The organism is Caulobacter sp. RHG1, assembly GCF_013181195.1.
Classification (GTDB): domain Bacteria; phylum Pseudomonadota; class Alphaproteobacteria; order Caulobacterales; family Caulobacteraceae; genus Caulobacter.
On sequence record NZ_SMZP01000011.1, the window covers coordinates 101,587 to 120,811 of the forward strand.

The window sequence follows — 19,225 nt, forward strand, 5'->3', positions numbered from 1 at the left end:
CCGGCAGGCCTGACGCTTGCGGGCCTATCGGCTGCGGTGGCTACTGATGGCGAAGGAGTACGCCATGCCGCAGGATACCGTGTCGCCTTCTCGCTCGCTCGGCTCTATGCCCACCACCCGCGCCATCCGTCGACCGGAACTGCGCAAAATGGTGCCTCTGGCCGACACCACGATCTACGAAATGGAGAGGCGCGGGGAGTTCCCCCGCCGCTTTCCCCTCACCCGCCGCTGCGTGGTGTGGGACTTGGGCGAGATCGAAACCTGGCTGGCCCAGCGCAAAAAGGCCGCACACGACTCGGCAGAGCCCGCCGAGGGCCCTGACGTGCGTACACGCCGCACGCGTCCTGTTCACCGGTAGATCAGAACGAGGCCCTCGCCAGCGATGTCGACACGGTCGCCATGTACGCTTCGACGCCGGTTCGAAATTGCCGCGAACTTCTTCGTCGTTGGCCACGAACTATTTTCGCCAGGGTTTTGATACGAAATTTGAAACCGATTTAATGCGCGTTCCGACACCAACTTGGATTATGTTCGCAACATCCAACGTGAACATCGCGTTGGATGTTTGGTCGCTCTTGTACGTCGTGACACGAGGGGCCAAATTAGTATCGTCTTCAACGTTGGAATTCACAGTGTGATTCCATCACGGGATTGAGGAGCCAAACATGTTGGAATATGGCGACGCATTCCTTGAACAAAATCGCGAAGCCCTGAAGGCTCTCGAAGCGATGTCGCCTGCCGCCTTCGCCGTGGCCGCCGAAATGGCGCCCCACCAAGCTGAGGTCGTCGACGAAGACGAAGAGGAGCTTGTAGCCGCGTAACGCGGCTACAGCCCACCAGGCCACTCTCCCGCGAGAATATCGACATCGGGCGTGGCCGTCACGGGTACAATGCCGGTCAGCCGCCAGGACTGCGCGTTGCTGTTGAGGCGTCCATCGAGACTGCGTTCGCTGACGGCGCCCGGCTGAAGGGTAAGGCATAAGCCGTGCGCCCCGTCGGGCAGCGATAATTCTTCGGTGCGACCCGAGTCGTCCCGCCACAATGCAATTTTGTCCGAAGCCGGGAAGCGCTTGGTGGCGTTGGACCTGGCGATCAGGCCCTTCGACGTCACCGACAGCACTGACGAACCCGGATCCTCGGCGAGAACCGTGGCGTAACGCGCTGGCCAGCGATCCTTCAATTGCGGTCCATCCATCAGGAGCGCGATCAACAGATTGGGACCCACGCCCCGGACCAGCTCTTGACAAGGGTCATTGCGCGCGAGGTCCTCGCAAATCAAGGTCGTGACCGTAGCACCGCCGCGCAGCACGAAGACGTCGAGGCTGCGGCTGAGAATGTCGATCTTCTCCCACCAGCCTGAATTGGCGTCGAGGGCGGAGCCCAAGGCGTAGGCGTCGATCTGCGACTTCTCTATGCGCCACCGATGGTGCTTTTCGCGGGTAGCGATGTCGAACTTCTTCTTGCCCTTTGCGTCCTCGTCCAAGCGCGCCATCGCCGCGAAGTTGCCCTCGCGGTATCCGCCCGTCGGGTCTCGCGCGTCGAACAGTCCTGCCACCAAGAGTTCCAATCCAGGCCGCTGCTGGAGTTCGAGGCAAAGCTTCTGAAACACCTCGTAGCTCAGCGCAGCTTCTGGGAAGACAAGGCCATGAACAGTGCCCACGTCGCGCGCGGCTTCGTCGAGCACATCGGTCACGAACTTCAGAAACGGCTCGAACCCATCCTTGAAGGCCTTGCCCTTCTTCGCTCCGCTCGCTGGACACCAATGGGACTTGATGTGGAACCATCCCCAAGTGGCGTCCGTCGCCGGTGTTCCCCTGAAAGCCTCGGCCCTCACCTTGAACGGCGAGGGAATGATCACGAGGTTGAACGGCGCGTTGGCGATGGTCGCGCTCTCGCCGCTGATCTGCGGGGCCGGACTCCAATAGGCGCGCGCCAAGCCCCGCGAAGGCAACAGCGCCAGATGATGCGAGAGCGAGCGCAACGTGCAACCGACCTTCGGTGTACGGCTCTTGGGCAGGACGCAGATGTGGTCGGGGTCGGCGCTCGACAGCGTGTAGACCTTGCGATTGGCGGCGATCTCTTTGCGCATCTGCACGTCGGCGGTGAACGCCTGGGCGTTGGACGCACTGGCTTCAAACCCGACATTGGCCGCGGCTTCATCGGCGATCGCCAACAGCGCGACGCATGCGGGCCACCACGGTCGCGGCTTGGCCGACGGCAGCTTTTCCCGGAAGAGGTCGTTGCGGAACCACTCTTTGAGCTCATCCCACGCCGCGATGAGTTCGGGCGGTGGAGGCGGAACGACACCCCCAGTCGCTTCTCGCCACTGGCGTCCGGCTGCTTTCCAAGCTTCTCGTTGAGCGGCCGTGACGGTGATCATCCTGGGGCTAGCAGCCCCACCGACTTCGGGACTGACATGATGATAGCCACCACTTTTGAGAAGTAGGAAGCCGGCGATCGCGAAGAGGTCCACCGCCAAATAGGGCGGGTTCTCAAAGGTCTTGTGCAGCTTCGGCGGCAGCCGCTTCGTGTCCGTGAGCTCAAGGCGCGTCTGATAGCCCTTGTGGTCGAGGTAACCCCTTGGAAAGAGGCTCCTGAGCGCTTCCCGAAGCGTATAGGCCGCCGTTTTTTTGATCGTGACGCTCAACGCAATCTCCGTACGCGGTCACCAACTGCGAAGCTGAACTGCCAGTTGTAGCCGATCATGCCGCCGGGTCCAGAACGACCCCATGGGTCACGGAGGGCTGAAGGGTGGGCGTGTACTTCTCCCCCGCCACCCAGGCATCGATCATGTTGGCCCATTCCTGCAGCATATGGATCCGAGCGTGGGCGTATTCGGCCACGTTGTAGACCCTCCGCGAGGTCCTGCGGTCTACGTGGGCCAGACACTTCTCGACCCAGTCGGCGTCGAACCCCACCTCGTTCAGCAGCGTAGAGCCCGTCCTACGTAGGTCGTGGACGGTGAAGGCCTCAAGGCGTTGCTGGTTTTGCTTTGCCCGTTCGGTGATGGCCGTGGTCACTCGATTGAACGTCGCGCGCGACATCGGCTGGTCGGCCTCGTACCGCGACGGCAGGAGGTAAGGAGAGTTCCCGGCGCAGGTGCGTAACGCGATCATGATGTCGAGCGCTTGGCGCGAGAGGTAGATATTGTGGGGCCGGCCGCACTTCATGCGCTCGGCGGGGATGCGCCAGATGGCGTTGACGAAGTCGACTTCGTCCCAGGTAGCGAAAGTCAACTCGCTCTTCCGGACCAGCGTGAGCAGGATCAGCTTCATGCCCAGCCGGATGGTAGGCAGGGTCGGCACCTGCTCCAGCAGCGGATAGAACAAGCGGATTTCGCGCGGCGACAAGGAGCGTTCGCGGGGAACGAACCTGGCGATCGAGGCCGGGGCCACATCGGTGGCGGGATTGTCGACCTTCTCGCCGTAGAGGCGGGCATAGGCGAAGACGAGCTTCATCTGCTCGCGCACGTGGATCGCTGTGGCCGGCGCATCGCGCGCGACGATCTTCTCGCAGACCAGCCGGATGTCCTGCGGCTCGATCTCGATTAGTAGGCGGTTTTCGAAGATGGCCTTGATGTCTCGCTCGTAGATGCTCCTGCGCATGGCGCGGGTGCTGTCGGCCATCGGCGCTTTCTCGAGCCACTTCTCGGCCCATTCCCCGTAGGTCTTGGCGTCATTCACCCTGGCCTTGGTCCGCTGCTTCTCGATCATGGGCGAACGGCCCTCGCGGACCGTGGCCCGCGCCGCCATTCCCAGCTCTCGGGCGCGCACCAGATTGATGCCGTCCGCGCCGTATCGACCCAGCGTCAGGCTCTCGCGCCGGCCGTTCAGGCGGTAGTCGAGGCGGAAGGAAATCGCCCCCGTGGTGGAGACCGTGACGTAAATGCCGTCACGGTCAGCGACCTTGTACAGTTTCTGCTTAGGTTTCAGAGATTTGAGTTTGCTTTCAGTCAGCATGGACGGTCCTCCGAGCCCCCTGAAAAGCGCTTGAAAGCGAGCGAAAATGCCGTCAGGCCACTTGGGCCTGCCGAGATCGATCTTTCAACAACGATTTCAGAGAGTTAAGTTGAGAAAAAATGCCGTCACGACGTGATTGGCTGACGGTATAACCGCTAAGGTCAATTGGACAACCCCAGCGCAACGCCGTCGCCCGTGCCGACAAACGAAAAGAGCGCTGGCGATTGCCAGCGCTCCTAAACGAATGAAAACACTTTTTATTTCAGAAACTTACGCCAGATTCTCAATCACAGCCGAACGCTCCTGAAAGACGCCCCGTCACTCCCACTCGATCGTGCCGGGGGGCTTGCTGGTCACGTCGTAGACGACGCGATTGACGCCGCGGACTTCGTTGATGATACGCGTGGCGGTCTTGCCGAGGATTTCCCAGGGGAACTCGAAGAAGTCGGCGGTCATGCCGTCGGTCGAGGTGACCGCGCGCAGGGCCAGCACGTTTTCGTAGGTGCGAGCGTCGCCCATGACGCCGACCGTCTTGACGGGCAACAGCACCGCGAAGGCCTGCCAGATCTTGTCGTAGAGGCCGGCGTTGCGGATCTCTTCGAGGTAGATGGCGTCGGCGTCCTGCAGGACCTTGACCTTGTCGGGCGTGATCTCGCCGGGGATGCGGATGGCCAGGCCTGGACCGGGGAACGGGTGGCGGCCGACGAAGGCCGGGGCCAGGCCCAGCTCGACGCCCAGGGCGCGGACCTCGTCCTTGAACAGTTCGCGCAGCGGCTCGACCAGCTTCAGCTTCATGTAGTCCGGCAGGCCGCCCACATTGTGGTGGCTCTTGATCACCGCCGACGGGCCGCCGCGGGCCGAGACGCTCTCGACGACGTCGGGATAGAGGGTGCCCTGGGCCAGGAACGCCGCGCCATCGATCTTGGCGGCTTCCTTGTCGAAGACGTCGATGAACAGGCGACCGATGGTCTTGCGCTTGGTCTCCGGGTCGCTGACGCCGGCCAGCTCGCCCAGGAACAGGTCGCCGGCGTCCACGTGGACCAGCGGGATATTGTAGTGGTCGCGGAACAGGGTGACGACCTGGTCGGCCTCGTTCTTGCGCAGAAGGCCCGTGTCGACGAACACGCAGGTCAGCTGGTCGCCGATCGCTTCGTGGATCAGCACGGCGGCCACCGAGCTGTCGACGCCGCCCGACAGGCCGCAGATCACCTTGCCGTCGCCGACCTGGTCGCGGATCTTCTGGACCATCTCCTGGCGGAAGGCCGCCATGGTCCAGTCGCCCTTCAGGCCGGCCAGGCCCAGGAAGTTCTTGTAGATCTTGCTGCCATTGACCGTGTGAACCACCTCGGGGTGAAACTGGACGGCGTAGATCTTCTTCTCATCGTTCGCGATGGCGGCGAACGGCGCGCCGGTCGACGTGGCGACGACCTCGAAACCTTCCGGAATGGCGGTGACGCGGTCGCCGTGGCTCATCCAGACGGTTTCCAGACCGCCGACATCGGCCAGGCCTTCGAACAGCGGGTTTTGCTTGCCGATGGTCAGCTCGGCGCGGCCGAACTCGCCGGCGTGGCCGCCCTCGACCTTGCCGCCCAGCACGTCGCACAGCAGTTGCTGGCCGTAGCAGATGGCCAGCAGCGGCACGCCCAGGTCGAACAGCTTGCGGCCGATGCGGGGGCTGTCGGCTTCCAGCACGCTGGCCGGGCCGCCCGACAGGATGATCGCCGACGGATCATAGGCGTCGACCAGCGCTTCGGCCTTGTCGAACGGATGGATCTCGCAATAGACGCCGGCCTCGCGCACCCGGCGCGCGATCAGCTGGGTCACCTGGCTGCCGAAGTCGACGATCAGGACGCGCTGGTGGTGGGTTTCGGTGGTCATCGGCAAGGCTCCAGCGGTCGGTCGATTGCGGTCAGGGCGTGTAGGAGGATCGCTCCAGCACGGCGGCGAAGAAGCCGTCCGTTCCGGCGCGATGCGGGGTCAGGCGCAGATAGCCTTCGGGGGTCACGTGGGTGACGCCGTCCAGGGCGATCGGCTTGGCGGTGAATTCAGGATGGCGCTCGAGGAAGGCGGCGACGCGGTCCTCGTTCTCCTCGGTCAGCAGCGAGCAGGTGACATAGACCATGCGGCCGCCGGCCTTCACGAAGGTCGAGGCGTCCTCCAGGACGCTGTCCTGCTCGATCTGGCGCTTGGCCAGCTGGTCGGGCGACAGCCGCCATTTCGCATCGGGATGGCGGCGCCAGGTGCCCGCGCCCGTGCAGGGGGCGTCGACGAAGACGACGTCGATCTTGCCTTCCAGGCCCTTTAGCGGCTGGGCCTCGATCGGCGAGCGGATCTGCAGGTTGCGGACCCCTGCCCTCTGGCCGCGACGGATGGTGTCGGCCAGGCGGCGGGCGTCGCTGTCGTGGGCGAAGATCTGGCCGGTGTTGCCCATGGCGGCGGCCAGGGCCAGCGTCTTGCCGCCCCCGCCGGCGCAGAAGTCCAGCACCTGCTTGCCCTTGACCTCACCGGCTACGGCGGCGGCGATCTGCGAGCCCAGGTCCTGAACCTCGAACCAGCCCTTGGAGAAGGCCGGCACGGCCTCGACGGACGGTGTGCGATCGGCCGCGGCCGGAGCCGGGATGCGGAAGGCGTTGGGCAGGATCCCAGCCGGTGCGGCGTGGATCGGGGCCAGGGCCTTGGCGCCGCGCTCGGCGTCGGCCTTCAGGGTGTTGACCCGCAGGTCGACCGGCGCGCGCTCGGCCAGGGCCTGCATCTCGATCGCCTGGTCGGCGCCCAGGGCGCGCGCCAGGTGTGGCTCCAGCCAGTCGGGATAGTCGCCGGCTACTGGGGCTGGCGCAGCGTCCAGCGACACTGGATTGGCCAGGCGCTCAAGCTCGGCGTCGGTCAGCGCGCCGAAGCCGTGCTCTTCGGAAGCCGCCTCGGCGATGCGCTCAAGCGTCCAGCCCCACGTGAAGGCCAGCACACCCAGCATGACGCCGCGTGGGTTCGTATCGCCCATCTTCCAGCCCAGCGAGCGCTTGCGGCGCATCGCGTCGAGCACCAGGCCAGACACGAACGCCCGGTCCTTGGAGCCGGCGTAGCGCGCGGCCTCGCCCCAGCGCTTGAGCGCCATCTTGACCGGAAAATGCCGCGCCTCGATCTCGGTCAGAACCTCGATCGCTGCTGAAACCCGTCCACCGTCGCGCATCAGACCACCAGGGCCGCGAGCAACATCAAGATCCCGACCATCGAGGCGACCCAGGTCAAGCTGCGCACATAGGGCACGCCGAAGGCATAAAGCGGGATGTAGACCGCGCGGGCGATCACATAGATCAGCGCGCCCATCGTGGTGATCTCACCCAGGCGGCCACCCAGATAGTCGATCACCACCAGAGCCGCGAAGAACGGGAACGTCTCGCGGAAGTTGGCGAAGGCGCGCTCGAGCCGGCCGGCCATGCCGGTCAGTTCGAGCGCCTGGTCGCGCGGACCAACATTCCACTTCAAGCCCCGCTGGGGCTGGGCGGCGCCGGCCGCCCACAGCAGGTTGACGATCCCGATCAGGACCGCCACCGCCACCATCTGGAGCTCGAAGGCCATCCGCATCGCTTAGACCGCGCTCGGATAGTTGGGGGCTTCGCGCGTGATCATCACGTCGTGGACGTGGCTTTCCCGCAGGCCCGCGCCCGTGATCCGCACGAAGCGCGCACGCTCCTGCAGCTCGGGGATGGTCGGCGCGCCAACATAGCCCATGGCCGCGCGCAGGCCGCCGACCAGTTGGTGCAGCACCGGCGAGATCGGACCCTTGAACGGGGTCTGGCCCTCGATGCCTTCCGGCACCAGCTTGAAGCTGTCCGTCACTTCCTTCTGGAAGTAGCGGTCGGCCGAGCCGCGGGCCATGGCGCCCACCGAGCCCATGCCGCGATAGCTCTTGTACGAGCGCCCCTGGTACAGGAACACCTCGCCCGGCGCCTCTTCGGTGCCGGCAAACATCGAGCCCATCATGGCGGTCGAGGCCCCGGCGGCGATGGCCTTGGCCAGGTCGCCCGAGTACTTGATGCCCCCGTCGGCGATGATCGGGGTGTTGCTTTCGCGGCCCGCGCGCACGGCTTCCATGATCGCGGTCAACTGCGGCACGCCCACGCCCGCGACGATGCGGGTGGTGCAGATCGAGCCTGGGCCGATGCCGACCTTCACCGCGTCGGCGCCGGCGTCGATGAGGGCGCGAGCGGCGTCGTAGGTGGCGATGTTGCCGGCCACGATCTGCACGCGGTTGGCTTCGCGCTTGAGGCGCGAGACCGCTTGCGCGACCTGGCTGGAGTGGCCGTGGGCGGTGTCGATGACGACGACGTCGACGCCGGCGTCCACCAGGCCCATCGAGCGCTCGAACCCGGCGTCGCCGACGGTCGAGGCCGCGCCAACCAGCAGGCGACCCTTGTCGTCCTTGGCGGCCAGGGGGTGAGCCTGGGCCTTCTCGATGTCCTTCACCGTAATCAGGCCGACGGCGCGGTAGGCCTCGTCGACGACGATCAGACGCTCGATCTTGTGCTTGCGCAGCAGTTCGCGCGCTTCGCGCTGATCGACGCCTTCGGCCACCGTGATCAGGTTCTCGCGGGTCATGATCGCCGAGGCCGGGACGTTGGCGTCGCCCTCGAAGCGCATGTCGCGGTTGGTGACGATGCCGACCAGCTTGCCGCTGCCGCGCTCGACCACCGGGAAGCCCGAGATCTTGCGGCGGGCCGTGATCTCGCGGATCTCGGCCAGCGTGGTGTCGGGGTGGATGGTCAGCGGGTTGATGACCATGCCGCTTTCGTAGCGCTTGACCTCGCGCACCTGGTCGGCCTGCTCCTCGTTGGTGAGGTTGCGGTGCAGGACGCCCATGCCGCCGGCCTGGGCCATCGCGATGGCCAGGCGGCTTTCGGTCACCGTGTCCATGGCGGCGGACACGAGCGGAATGTTCAGACTGATTTCACGCGTGAACCGGGTCTCGGTCGTCACCTGGGTAGGCATGACGTCTGACGGGCCGGGTTCGAGCAAAACGTCGTCGAAGGTGAGCCCTTCGCGAATCTCCATCGGAGTCTCCATTTTGCGGCGCGGATATAGCCGCGAGGCCGCCGGTTGTCGAGCCGCTGGAGACGGGAACCGCCAAGGAATTTTGCGATGGCCGTGTGACAGCTCGGAACCTTGCCTGAGCGCGACCAATAATAGATATTGGATTCAGGAGACAGCCCATGGCCATCAGCGTCGATCTAGGTCCGCAACTGGAAGCCGCCGTCACCGATCTGATCGAGAACGGCCGCTACGGCTCCAAGAGCGAGGTGCTGCGCGAGGGCGTGCGCCTTGTGCAGGAGCGTGAAGCCAAGCTGGCAGTGTTTCACGCGGCGATCGATGCGGGGTTGGCGGACCTCGAAGCCGGACGGACGATATCGATGGAAGATGCATTCGCCAGCGTCGAGGCCGAACTCGATCTTCTGCTGGCCCGCCCAGCTGGCTTCGCCGAGGAATGAAGGTCATCTTCTCAGAACAGGCTGATCGCGATCTTCACGCGATCGCGGTCTGGATTTCTGGAGATAGACCCAACGCGGCCCGCAAGGTCATCCGAGCCTTGCAAGCCAAATGCGCCACGCTCGGGAAACAGCCCTATGTGTATCAGTTCGTCGAAGGCCGTGAGGCCGACGGCGTCAGGCGCGCGCCTTGCAGCCGCTACCTCATTCTCTATCGGGTCGAGGTCGATCGAATCTCGATCGTGCGCATACTGGACGGCGCGCAGGATATCACCGACCTCTCCTAGCCTTACCGCCCCTTGAACCCCGTCGCGACTAGGAACACCTCCGAGCTGTCGGCGCGGCTGGCCTTGGGCTTGTAGTGCTGGACGCGCTCGAAGTGCTTCTTCAGCCGGGCGATGACCTCGGCCGTCTCGCCGCCCTGGAAGGCCTTGGCGACGAAGCTGCCGCCGGGCTTGAGGGTGTCGATCGCGAACTCGGCGGCGATCTCGATCAGGCCCACGATACGCAGGTGGTCGGTCTCGCGGTGGCCGACGGTATTGGGCGCCATGTCCGACATCACGAGGTCCGGCGCGCCGTCCAGCAGCTCCAGGATCTTGCCCGGCGCGTCGTCGGCCGTGAAGTCCATCTCCAGAAGATGCGCCGGCGCGACCGGGTCAACGGGCAGCAGGTCGATGCCCACAAGGTCGGTGACGCCACGCTCGACGGCGATCTGCAGCCAGCCGCCGGGCGCACAGCCCAGGTCGATGACCTTCGCGCCCTTCTTGAAGAACCGGTATTTCTCGTCGATCTCGCTGATCTTGAAGGCCGCACGACTGCGATAGCCCAGGGCGCGGGCCTTGGCCGAGAACGGATCGTTGATCTGGCGCTCCAGCCAGGCCTGCTGGCTGGGCGTGCGGCCATAGGCGGTCTTCAGGCGCGCCGGCTTGGCGCGGCCGCCTTCGGTGCCGCCGGCCGGCGGCTTGACCATACGCTTGCGGGGGGGCTCTTCGTCGCTCATGCGGGCACCGGTTTCTTGGATGCGCCGCCGCGACGGCGCCGGCGCGGGCGCTTCTGCTGGTCGGACATCAGGGACATCAGGAGGCCTTCTCTAAGCCCTCGATCGGCGACGCGCACGCGCGAACATGGCCAAAGCTCCTGAACGGCCTGCAGGATCGCCGCGCCGGCCAGCACCAGATCGGCACGATCGGCGCCAATACAGGGCTCCAGGGCCCGCTCGGCGGCAGTCAGGCCCAGCAGGCGGTCGGAGGCGGCATCGCAGTCGGTGCGGTTCATCCAGAGACCGTCGACGACGTTGCGATCGTAGCGCGGCAGGCCAAGGTGCAGGCCCGCCAGACTGGTGATGGCGCCGGAAGTGCCGACCAGATGCGCCCTGCCCTCCTCGAAGATCGGCCGCATGGCCTCGGCGTGCGGAAAACCGTCGATCCGGCTCTTCACGTCGTCGACCATGGCCCGGAACCAGGCCTCGTCGCCGCGCTCGCCCTCGGGGAAGAGCTCGGACAGGGTGACGACCCCGACCGGGATCGACAGCCAGGCCTTGATCGGCAACTTCCAGGCGGCGAACTGGCGCGGCTTGGCGTCCAGCCCCCCGCCCTTCAGGTCGACCCACGACAGCTCGGTCGAGCCGCCGCCGACGTCGATCACCAGGGCCGCATCCTGCTGGCGATCGAACAGGCTCATGCAGCCCGCGACCGAAAGCTGGGCCTCTTCACGCGGGCTGATGATCTGCAGCTTAAGACCAGTTTCCTCGTGGACCCGGCGTACGAACTCGGCGCCGTTGGTCGCCCCTCGGCAAGCCTGGGTGGCCACGGCCTTGACGCGCAGCGCCTTGCGGCGGCGGATCTTCTCGGCGCAGACCTTCAAGGCCGCCAACGAACGGTCCATGGCCGCCTCGGACAGCTGGCCGGTCTGCGACAGGCCCTCACCCAGGCGCACGATGCGGGAATAGGCCTCGACGACGCGGAATCCGCGCGGCGAAGGCGTCGCCACCAGAAGGCGGCAGTTGTTGGTCCCCAGATCGAGCGCCGCATAGCATGCGGCATCGTCCTGAGACCGCCGGCGCCGCGCGTTCGGGGCGCCGGGCGCGCGGGGCGCCTCCGACATGGTCTCTACCTGTCTCGCAGGCCTCGCATACGATCGCGAAGCCTCACTTCGACTCGACCATAACATGCCACTCGCCTGCCGGAAGGCGCCCGCTTGTCATCCGGGTGCGGAAGTCTCACCGTTCAGGTTTCAGTCAGGTGCGCTGGGTATCCTTGACGCCATGAACTCGAGACTCGCCAAATTTGCGATCGGCCAGGTCGTCAGGCACCGCATCTTCCCTTTCCGGGGCGTGGTGTTCGACGTCGACCCGGTATTCGCCAATACCGAGGAGTGGTGGGAGTCGATCCCGGAAGACATCCGGCCGACCAAGGACCAGCCCTTCTACCATCTGCTGGCCGAGAACGAAGACAACAGCTACGTGGCCTACGTTTCCGAGCAGAACCTGCTGCCCGATGACAGCGGCGAACCGGTCGGCCATCCGCAGACGGCCGTGATCTTCGAGTCGTTCGACCACGGCCTCTACAAGCTGCGCCCCCGGATTTCGCACTAGGCCTTGAGGCCAAACAGGGCTCGCACGACCGGAAGGCGTCGCACGGCCTCGTATGTCGCGAAGCATCCCGCGAAAGTCCCCGCGACCAGGATAGCGCCCTCCAGCCCTTGCGGCAGGCCCAGCTTGGCCAGGTGATGGGCCATGACCACGGTCAGGGTCTGGTGCACGAGATAGAACGGGAAGACGCCCAGGGTCAGGTAGCGCAGCACGGGACCGCCCTTGGTCAGATGCTTGGCGCCGAAGCCCAGGATCGCGACGATCGCGCACCAGGTGTCGGTGGCGAACACGAAGCGCATCGCCTGAATCAGCGGCTGAGGCGGAATGGCGTCATCGGCGCGATAGATCCAGACATAGCTGGCCCACCCAGCCCAGGCGACGATCGCGAGAATCAACGCCGGCCAGCGCACGGCCGTCAGGCGATCGCGCAGGATCTCGGACTTGGCCAGCCCAAAGCCCAGCAGGAAGGCGCTGAACGAGACGGCGTGGACATAGTGGTCTCCGACCAAGGCGTGGGTTTCGCCGAACCTGATCAGCAGGGTGCGCGCCAGGCCCAGGAACAGGATCGGCCAGACGAACAGGCCCCAGCCCTTCAGCACCCGCTCCGCGCCGGCCTGAATGTGATCTCCCGCCCTGCGCCAGACCAGCAGCATGACCGCCAGGACCAGGCTGTAGAACAACAGATAGGCCACGAACCACATGTGGTTCCAGGTCGGAGTGGTCAGGCACTCGCCATCCGTCCAGCACCAGTCGCCCGAGGCCGTGACATAGCGGAGCCAGAAGTTGTCGACGGTCAGCGACGCGCCGGGATGGGCGGCGATGTACTCGACGATCTGGTAGTAGGACTGCGGCGGCACGATCACGAACATCGCAAACAGCAGCGGCGGCAAGAGGCGCGAGATCCGCGCCCAGGTCAGCTTCCCGACTGTGGACTTGTCGGCCAGGAACCGCGTCGCCGCGCCCGAGACCAGGAACAGCAGGGTCAGCCGCCAGGGATTGGTCAGCAGCATGACCGGCATCAGCCCCTCGACCACATGGGGCGTCTTCACGTGCCACTCCCACGGCACGTAGAACATGCCGGTGTGGTAGAGGATCAACAGGAAGAACGCCCCGACTCGGATCCAGTCCAGGTCGTAGCGGCGGTCCAGGGGGACGGCGGTCGTGGTCATCAAGGGGCGTCCAGCTTGAAAGGCGTTGCCGACGACGTGACCCATGCCGCCCGGCGCGGCCAAGCGTCCGGGGATCAGCGGGCGCTCGCCGGGACATCCGGCAGGCCTTTCGGGCTCAAAGGCGCGTTTTCAGGGATGACCGGCGAAGAGCGCACATGGCTCAAGCGCGCCTGGCTGCTGGGCATGGCCATCGTGGCGGCCTTCGCCTTCATCAATGTCCTGACCATCCAGCACGACGCTCCCAGGCTAGGCCTGATCGCGCCGATGATCTGGGAGGTCAGCAGCGCCCTGACGATCTTCTGCCTGTTCGGCATTCCGGCCGGGATGGCGATATGGACGGCGCGCACGGAGCCCCGCTGGTGGCTGGCGGTTCCGGCGCATCTGGTCGCGGTGCTGGTCTATTCGGCGCTGCACGTCGCCGGTTTCGTGGTGCTGCGGACGTGGGCGCACTGGCATCTGCTGCGCGAACACTATGACTTTGGCCCGCTGTCGACCGAGTTTCCCTACGAGTTTCGCAAGGACATGCTGTCCTACGGCATGGCGACGGTAATCTTCTGGGTGGCGCTGCGCCGCGGCGCTCACAGAGCGACCGAGACCCCCGCCCCCGCCGCTCCGGCCACGTTCGACATCAACGACGGCGCACGGATGATCCGGGTTCCCGTGTCTGAAATCCTGGCCGTGCGCTCGGCCGGCAACTACGCCGAGTTCGTGCTGGCCGACGGCCGCCGCCCGCTGACACGCTCGTCGCTGGGCGCAGCGCTGGACGGCCTGGCGCCACACGGTTTCGTCCGCAGCCACAAGTCCTGGCTGGTCAATCCGACTCGCGTCACCGGCCTCAAGCCCGAGGGCTCAGGCGACTACGCCGTGGAGTTGGGCGAGCTCGAAGTCCCCCTGTCTCGGCGTTTCCCCCAGGCCCTGGCGGCGATCCGCGGCTAGCGCTGAAACGGATAGAAGCCGCCGCCCAGGTCCAGGATCGTCGTTAGCTCGTCCAGCGCCTCGCGGCTTTCGGTCAGCAGCAGCGGATCGGCCAGATCGGCCGGCGCCAGGCGGTCGCGATAGCGGCGCGTGATCCAGTCGGCGAGCGTCGTGTGCAGACCGGGCGTGAAGCGCTGGGCAGGATTGGTCGCCTCCAGCTCATCGTCGGTCAGCACCACCCGCAGACGGAGGCAAGCCGGACCCCCGCCATTGCGCATGCTCTGGCGGACGTCGACATACTCGACCCGACCGATCGGGCCGTTGGACGACGCCAGCCCCTCGGCGACCGCGAAGGCGTTCGGGTTGTCGCGCGTCTCGGCCGGGGCCAGCAACACCAGGCGGTCCTCGCCGGGAACGACCAGCAGCTGCGAATTGAACAGATAGCTGGCCACCAGATCGGCCATCGGCAGCTCGGCTTCGGACACCTCGACGAAGGCCGGCTCGAACAGGTCTTCGGCGGCGGTGCGAACCTCACGCTCCGTCAGCGCGCGATCCTCGAAGGCGCGCTCGTGGAAGAACAGGCATTCACGCGTGCCGACGCAAACGACGTCGTTGTGGAACGCTCCGCCCTCGATCGCCGCCTTGCCCTGTTGTGGAAACACCGCCCGCGCCGCGCCATGGCGACGCTGGATCGCCTCGAAGGCCTCGCGAGTCTGGCGAGCCGGAAAGCGACCATCCCAATGGCCCCAGGCTTCGCGGCCCCAGACGAACAGATTGACGCCCGGCGCGCCGTGCTCGGCGCAGAGCCGCACATGGTTGGCCGCGCCCTCGTCGGCGAAGTGCGGCTGGGCCGGCAGCGGGTCGTGGACGGCGAAACGGCTCTCGTCCGGAAACAGCCGACGCAGGGCGCGGGTCGTCTGCGGCCCTTCGAGACTGCGGTGCAGATTGGTCAGCAGATTGGCCGGCGTGAGGTGGACACGGCCGTCGCCAGCATCGGCGCTGGGCGTCACGGTGGCGGCGTTGGCGGCCCACATCGGCGAGGCCGAGCAGGCCGCCGCCGCCAGGGCCGGCGCGTCCTTCCATGCCGTCTCGATCACCGTCTCGTCGGATCCCGAGAAACCCAACGACTTCAAGAGACTTACGGCCGGGCGCTCGTGCGGCGGCAGCACGAACTGCGGGATGCCCAGATCCGCCAATCGGCGCATCTTGAGGAGGCCCTCCAACGCCGCGCCGCGGGGATTGGAGACCTCGCCGGCGTTCTTGGTGCTGGCCAGGTTGCCGGGCGACAGACCGACGTACGAGTGGGTCGGTCCGACCAGACCGTCGCAATTGGCCTCGAACGCCGAGCTCATCCGCGCAGCCCGTTGATATCCTTGAGGGTATCGGTGACCGTTTCGGCCTCGAAGCTCGCGACCGGATAGGCGCAGTAGTCGGCGGCGTAGTAGGCGCTGGGGCGGTGGTTCCCCGAGGCCCCAAGGCCGCCGAACGGCATCGAGCCAGCCGCGCCGGTGGTCGGCCGGTTCCAATTGACCACACCGGCGCGGATGCGATTCAGAAACTGATCCCAACGCTCTGATTGAGAAGAGATAAGCCCCGCCGAAAGCCCATAGCGCGTGGCGTTGGCGGCCTTGAGCGCGTCGTCGAAGCTGGCGACGCGGCGTACCTGCAGCCACGGGGCGAACAGTTCCTCGTCGGGGGTGTCGACGCCGGTGACGTCGACGATCCCCGGAGTCACGAAGGCCTCGCTCAGCCCCTCGACGCCGCCCAGCGACCGGATGCGCTCGCCGCCCATCGTCTCGGCGACAGCCCGGGCGGCATTGGCGGCGCGCGCCGAGATCAGCGGGCCCATGAAGGCCTCGCCCTGCCCGTTCCAGGGTCCAATGGTCAGCCGGTCCGCCAGGGCCGCGGTCGCCTCGATCACCGACCGGCCGAACGCGTCGTCCGGCACGATCAGCCGGCGGGCGCACGAACAGCGCTGGCCGGTGGTGATGAAGGCCGACTGCACGACCAGGGCGGCGACAGCCTCAGCGTCGTCGGCGTCCCACACCACCAGTGGATTGTTGCCGCCCAGCTCCAGGGCCAGGATCACGTCGGGCCGGTCGGCGAAGTGGCGGCGGAAGAAGGTCCCAGCGGCGGCCGAGCCGGTGAACAGCAGGCCGTCGATCTCCTGATTGATCAACGCCTGGCCGGTCTCCCGACCGCCCTGCACCAGGTTGACGACGCCCGCCGGCACACCGGCCGCCTCCAGGGCCTCGACCATCAGCTGGCCGGCCAGAGGCGTCTCTTCCGAGGGCTTGAAGACCACCGTGTCGCCGGCCAGCAGGGCCGGCACGATATGACCGTTGGGTAGGTGGCCGGGGAAGTTGAACGGCCCCAGCACCGCCATCACGCCGTGGGCCCGATGGCGCAGCACAGCGCGGCCGAAAGGCATGGCGGCCTCGGTGACGCCGGTCCGCTCGTCATAGGCGCGGATGGAAAGATCGACCTTGCCGGCCATCGAGCCCAGCTCGGCCTTGGTCTCCCACAACGCCTTGCCGGTCTCGCGGCTCAGGGCCTCGGCGAAGGCCGCCGTGCGCTCGACCAGGATGTCCTTGTAGCGGCGCAACACAGCAATGCGCGCCTCGCGCGGCTGGTCGGCCCAGTCGGGGAAGGCCCGCCGCGCAGCCTCGACCGCTTCGGCGACGTCGGCCGCGTTGGCGGTCGCTTCGCGCCAGACCGTCTCGCCGCTCGCTGGATCGGTCGAGATCAGTTCCGGCCCGCGCCCCGCGCGCCACTTACCGTCGATGAACACGCCGCTCATGCCTTCACCCGCACCATGTCGCCGTCCCGCACGCCCAAGGCGGCCAGCGCCTCGCGGCCCAGGATGGCGGTCTCGCCATCGATCAGCACCGGCGCCCGCACGGCCCGGAACCGGGCCACCGCGCTGGTCGAGACCAGCGCTTCTTCGCCGAACGCGTCCTCGCCGAGCTTGACCCGCAGCCGCTTGGCGTCGCGCACCGTGCGAATGTCGTCGCGCGGACAGGCCACGGTCGGCCCGGCGTCGAACAGGTCGATCAGGCCCTGATAACGGAAGCCCTCGCGCTCCAGCATGGCCCGCGCCGCCTCGCCGTCGCGGTGGACGCGGCCGATCACCTCGCGCGCCGACTCTGGCAGCAGCTCGGTATAGATCGGGTGGCGTGGCGACAGGTCGAGGATGAACTGGCCGTCGGTCGAGGCGCTCATCAGGTCGGCCTGGTCGAACTCAAGACGGAAGAACTTGCTGGCCACATGGTCCCAGAACGGGCAGCGACCGTCGTCGTCGAACCAGCCGCGCAACTCGGCCAGCACCATCTCGGCGAAGCGCTGCGGCTCGATGCCGATCAGCATGTAGCGCGACTGGGCCAGCAGGCGTCCCGCCCCACCCTTGCGCTTCTCGGGCCTCAGGAACAGCGAGCCAACCTCGGACCAGCCGGCGCACTCGTTCACCAGCACCAAGGCGCTGTGGTCGAAGCGCATCTCCAGGGTCGGCGACGACTGGGCCAGGGTCACGACGCGGAACGAGAAGTGCGGGCGTTTGAGGCCGACGCCGGCCTTGACCCCGGCGACGCCCTCGATTGTCCCGGCCTCCAGGTCTTCCAACATCAGGGTGTACCAGGCCTCGGGCGGTGCGACGCCGGCCTGGAAGCTGGCTTCGGATAGGGCCAGGCGCGCGCGCAGGGTCGGCTCATCCTCGGGCAGGCTGGTGAAGCCGCGCCCAGACAGCACGGCCAGCTCCATCAGGGTGTCGAAATCGGCGGAGCCGGCGGGACGGACGACAAGCATTCACTCACTCCCCATGGCCGCGCGGATCGCTCTGGCGTCGATCTCGCCGCTGGCCAATTTCATCAGGATCAGGGCCGAGAGCTGGGCGCGCTCGACGAAGCTTTCGGGAAAGGCGTGCTCGGCCTCGCTGTGGATGTCGCCGCCGCGCACGCCCAGGGTGTCGACATTGGGCAGGCCGGACGCGAACAGATTGTTGCCCTCGCAGACCCCGCCGGACGGCTTCCAGGTGATGTCCTGCCCCAGCAGCGCGCCGACGTCCTTGACCGCCCCGAACAGCTGCTGCTGGGCGGCGTTGAAGGGCTTGGCGCCGCGCGTGACCATGCCGTGCAGGTGGGCGTGAAGATCGTCGCTCACGCCTTCCAGGATGCGCGCGACCTGCGCCTCGAACCAGGCGGCGGCCTCGGCTTCCGGGAAGCGGACATTGAACCGCACCACGGCGATATCGGGCACCATGTTCAGCGGCGCGCCGCCGTCGATGCGCGACACATTGACCGTCACGCCGTCGCGCTGGCCGTTCAGCCCGTGCAACGCCTCGGCCACCCGCGCGGCGCCGATCACGGCGTTGCGGCCAGTGGCGAAGTCGCGGCCGGCATGGGCTGCGCGGCCGTGGATGACGATGTGGAAATTGCCCGACCCCTTGCGCGCCGAGGCCAAGCCCCCGTCCGCCAGGGCCGGCTCATAGGTCAGGCCGACATGGCCGCGCTGGGCGAAATCGGCCAGCACCGGCCCCGAAGCGATCGAGCCGATCTCCTCGTCCGGCGACAGCAGCACGCGATAGCCGACCTGAGTCGCGCTGGGATGCCGCTCGAACGCTTGCAGCGCCGCCAACATCACCGAGATCCCGCCCTTCATGTCGGCGATTCCCGGTCCGTGCAGCGCGCCGTCGGGACGGGTGCGGACCAGCTGGAACGCGCTCGTTTCGGGATAGACGGTGTCGTAGTGGCCGGTCAGCACGACCTGGACCGGGGCCTCGGGCCGCACGACGACGGCCAGGCACGACGGATGGCCGAACTCGGTCTCGCGGCCGTCTGCGCCGATCTCGCGTGAGGGCGACAGCGGGATCTCGACCGGCGCGGCCGGCAGGTCGGCGGCGGCGTCGAGCAGGATTTGCCGCTGACGCTCCAACCCCGCCAGATGGCGGCTGCCGGAGTTGACTGCGCACCAGTCCACGGCGCGATCGACGATGCGGCCGCCATCCCGCGCGATGAGGCCCAGAACCGCGCGATCTTCCGAATTGAGACGCATGAAACGCTGATCCTCCCTCAGTCACGATAACCAAGGGCCGCGGGTAAATTGTGCTCACCTCCGACG

19 protein-coding genes are annotated in these 19,225 nt (G+C 66.7%); 6 read left to right on the forward strand and 13 right to left on the reverse strand.

Annotation, left to right across the window (positions count from 1 at the left end; all coding sequences use genetic code 11):
* Positions 1-64 precede the first annotated feature (64 nt).
* Both E1H18_RS25295 and E1H18_RS25300 read left to right on the forward strand, forming a co-directional pair.
* Complete coding sequence (locus tag E1H18_RS25295) at positions 65-358, forward strand: AlpA family transcriptional regulator (RefSeq protein ID WP_172274707.1); 294 nt, start codon at positions 65-67, stop codon at positions 356-358.
* Positions 359-665: 307 nt separating this feature from the next.
* A complete protein-coding gene (locus tag E1H18_RS25300; RefSeq protein ID WP_172274710.1) occupies positions 666-821 on the forward strand; it encodes a hypothetical protein in 156 nt (51 codons plus the stop codon).
* Between the two features lie 5 nt (positions 822-826).
* Here the strand turns inward: E1H18_RS25300 and E1H18_RS25305 are convergent, their stop codons facing one another.
* The 6 genes from E1H18_RS25305 to guaB form a co-directional block, all read right to left on the reverse strand.
* The gene (locus tag E1H18_RS25305) at positions 827-2,647 is read right to left on the reverse strand and encodes a hypothetical protein (RefSeq protein WP_172274713.1); all 1,821 of its coding nucleotides are present in this window, start codon (positions 2,645-2,647) and stop codon (positions 827-829) included.
* A gap of 55 nt (positions 2,648-2,702) precedes the next feature.
* On the reverse strand, positions 2,703-3,959 hold the full coding sequence (locus E1H18_RS25310; RefSeq protein WP_172274716.1) for a site-specific integrase: 1,257 nt from the start codon (positions 3,957-3,959) through the stop codon (positions 2,703-2,705).
* Between the two features lie 318 nt (positions 3,960-4,277).
* Positions 4,278-5,837, reverse strand: coding sequence for a glutamine-hydrolyzing GMP synthase (gene guaA / locus E1H18_RS25315; protein WP_172274719.1), 1,560 nt, complete (start codon positions 5,835-5,837; stop codon positions 4,278-4,280).
* A gap of 31 nt (positions 5,838-5,868) precedes the next feature.
* Positions 5,869-7,146: an RsmB/NOP family class I SAM-dependent RNA methyltransferase gene (locus E1H18_RS25320; protein ID WP_172274721.1), complete on the reverse strand. Its 1,278-nt coding sequence runs from the start codon at positions 7,144-7,146 to the stop codon at positions 5,869-5,871.
* Entirely contained in the window at positions 7,146-7,541 is a 396-nt protein-coding gene (locus E1H18_RS25325; RefSeq protein ID WP_172274724.1) for an MAPEG family protein, read from the reverse strand. The genes E1H18_RS25320 and E1H18_RS25325 overlap by 1 nt, the downstream gene beginning before the upstream one ends.
* A gap of 3 nt (positions 7,542-7,544) precedes the next feature.
* Positions 7,545-9,008, reverse strand: coding sequence for an IMP dehydrogenase (guaB, locus tag E1H18_RS25330; RefSeq protein WP_172274727.1), 1,464 nt, complete (start codon positions 9,006-9,008; stop codon positions 7,545-7,547).
* Positions 9,009-9,166: 158 nt separating this feature from the next.
* Between guaB and E1H18_RS25335 the strand changes: the two genes are divergently transcribed.
* Positions 9,167-9,442: a type II toxin-antitoxin system ParD family antitoxin gene (locus tag E1H18_RS25335; RefSeq protein ID WP_172274730.1), complete on the forward strand. Its 276-nt coding sequence runs from the start codon at positions 9,167-9,169 to the stop codon at positions 9,440-9,442.
* The gene (locus E1H18_RS25340; RefSeq protein ID WP_172274733.1) at positions 9,439-9,726 is read left to right on the forward strand and encodes a type II toxin-antitoxin system RelE/ParE family toxin; all 288 of its coding nucleotides are present in this window, start codon (positions 9,439-9,441) and stop codon (positions 9,724-9,726) included. The genes E1H18_RS25335 and E1H18_RS25340 overlap by 4 nt, the downstream gene beginning before the upstream one ends.
* A 2-nt stretch (positions 9,727-9,728) precedes the next feature.
* Here E1H18_RS25340 and E1H18_RS25345 read toward each other — a convergent pair whose 3' ends face one another.
* Positions 9,729-10,439: an RlmE family RNA methyltransferase gene (locus E1H18_RS25345; protein WP_172274736.1), complete on the reverse strand. Its 711-nt coding sequence runs from the start codon at positions 10,437-10,439 to the stop codon at positions 9,729-9,731.
* The gene (locus tag E1H18_RS25350; RefSeq protein ID WP_172274738.1) at positions 10,436-11,542 is read right to left on the reverse strand and encodes a Ppx/GppA phosphatase family protein; all 1,107 of its coding nucleotides are present in this window, start codon (positions 11,540-11,542) and stop codon (positions 10,436-10,438) included. Before E1H18_RS25350 ends, E1H18_RS25345 begins: the two co-directional genes overlap by 4 nt.
* Positions 11,543-11,702: 160 nt before the next feature.
* On the opposite strand from E1H18_RS25350, the gene hspQ reads away from it, so the two are divergent.
* The gene (hspQ, locus tag E1H18_RS25355) at positions 11,703-12,032 is read left to right on the forward strand and encodes a heat shock protein HspQ (RefSeq protein WP_172274741.1); all 330 of its coding nucleotides are present in this window, start codon (positions 11,703-11,705) and stop codon (positions 12,030-12,032) included.
* On the opposite strand, the gene E1H18_RS25360 is transcribed toward hspQ, so the two are convergent.
* Positions 12,029-13,198, reverse strand: coding sequence for an acyltransferase family protein (locus E1H18_RS25360; protein WP_172274744.1), 1,170 nt, complete (start codon positions 13,196-13,198; stop codon positions 12,029-12,031). The two genes, hspQ and E1H18_RS25360, sit on opposite strands and share 4 nt — an antisense overlap.
* Before the next feature lie 135 nt (positions 13,199-13,333).
* Between E1H18_RS25360 and E1H18_RS25365 the strand changes: the two genes are divergently transcribed.
* On the forward strand, positions 13,334-14,134 hold the full coding sequence (locus E1H18_RS25365) for a LytTR family DNA-binding domain-containing protein (protein WP_172274747.1): 801 nt from the start codon (positions 13,334-13,336) through the stop codon (positions 14,132-14,134).
* Here the strand turns inward: E1H18_RS25365 and astB are convergent.
* The 4 genes from astB to E1H18_RS25385 are packed head-to-tail and all read right to left on the reverse strand — an operon-like array spanning position 14,131 to position 19,159.
* On the reverse strand, positions 14,131-15,465 hold the full coding sequence (gene astB / locus E1H18_RS25370; RefSeq protein ID WP_172274750.1) for an N-succinylarginine dihydrolase: 1,335 nt from the start codon (positions 15,463-15,465) through the stop codon (positions 14,131-14,133). The two genes, E1H18_RS25365 and astB, sit on opposite strands and share 4 nt — an antisense overlap.
* A complete protein-coding gene (gene astD / locus E1H18_RS25375; RefSeq protein WP_172274753.1) occupies positions 15,462-16,913 on the reverse strand; it encodes a succinylglutamate-semialdehyde dehydrogenase in 1,452 nt (483 codons plus the stop codon). Before astD ends, astB begins: the two co-directional genes overlap by 4 nt.
* Positions 16,910-17,914: an arginine N-succinyltransferase gene (locus tag E1H18_RS25380; RefSeq protein ID WP_172274756.1), complete on the reverse strand. Its 1,005-nt coding sequence runs from the start codon at positions 17,912-17,914 to the stop codon at positions 16,910-16,912. Before E1H18_RS25380 ends, astD begins: the two co-directional genes overlap by 4 nt.
* Entirely contained in the window at positions 17,915-19,159 is a 1,245-nt protein-coding gene (locus E1H18_RS25385) for a hydrolase (RefSeq protein WP_172274759.1), read from the reverse strand.
* Positions 19,160-19,225: the final 66 nt, after the last annotated feature.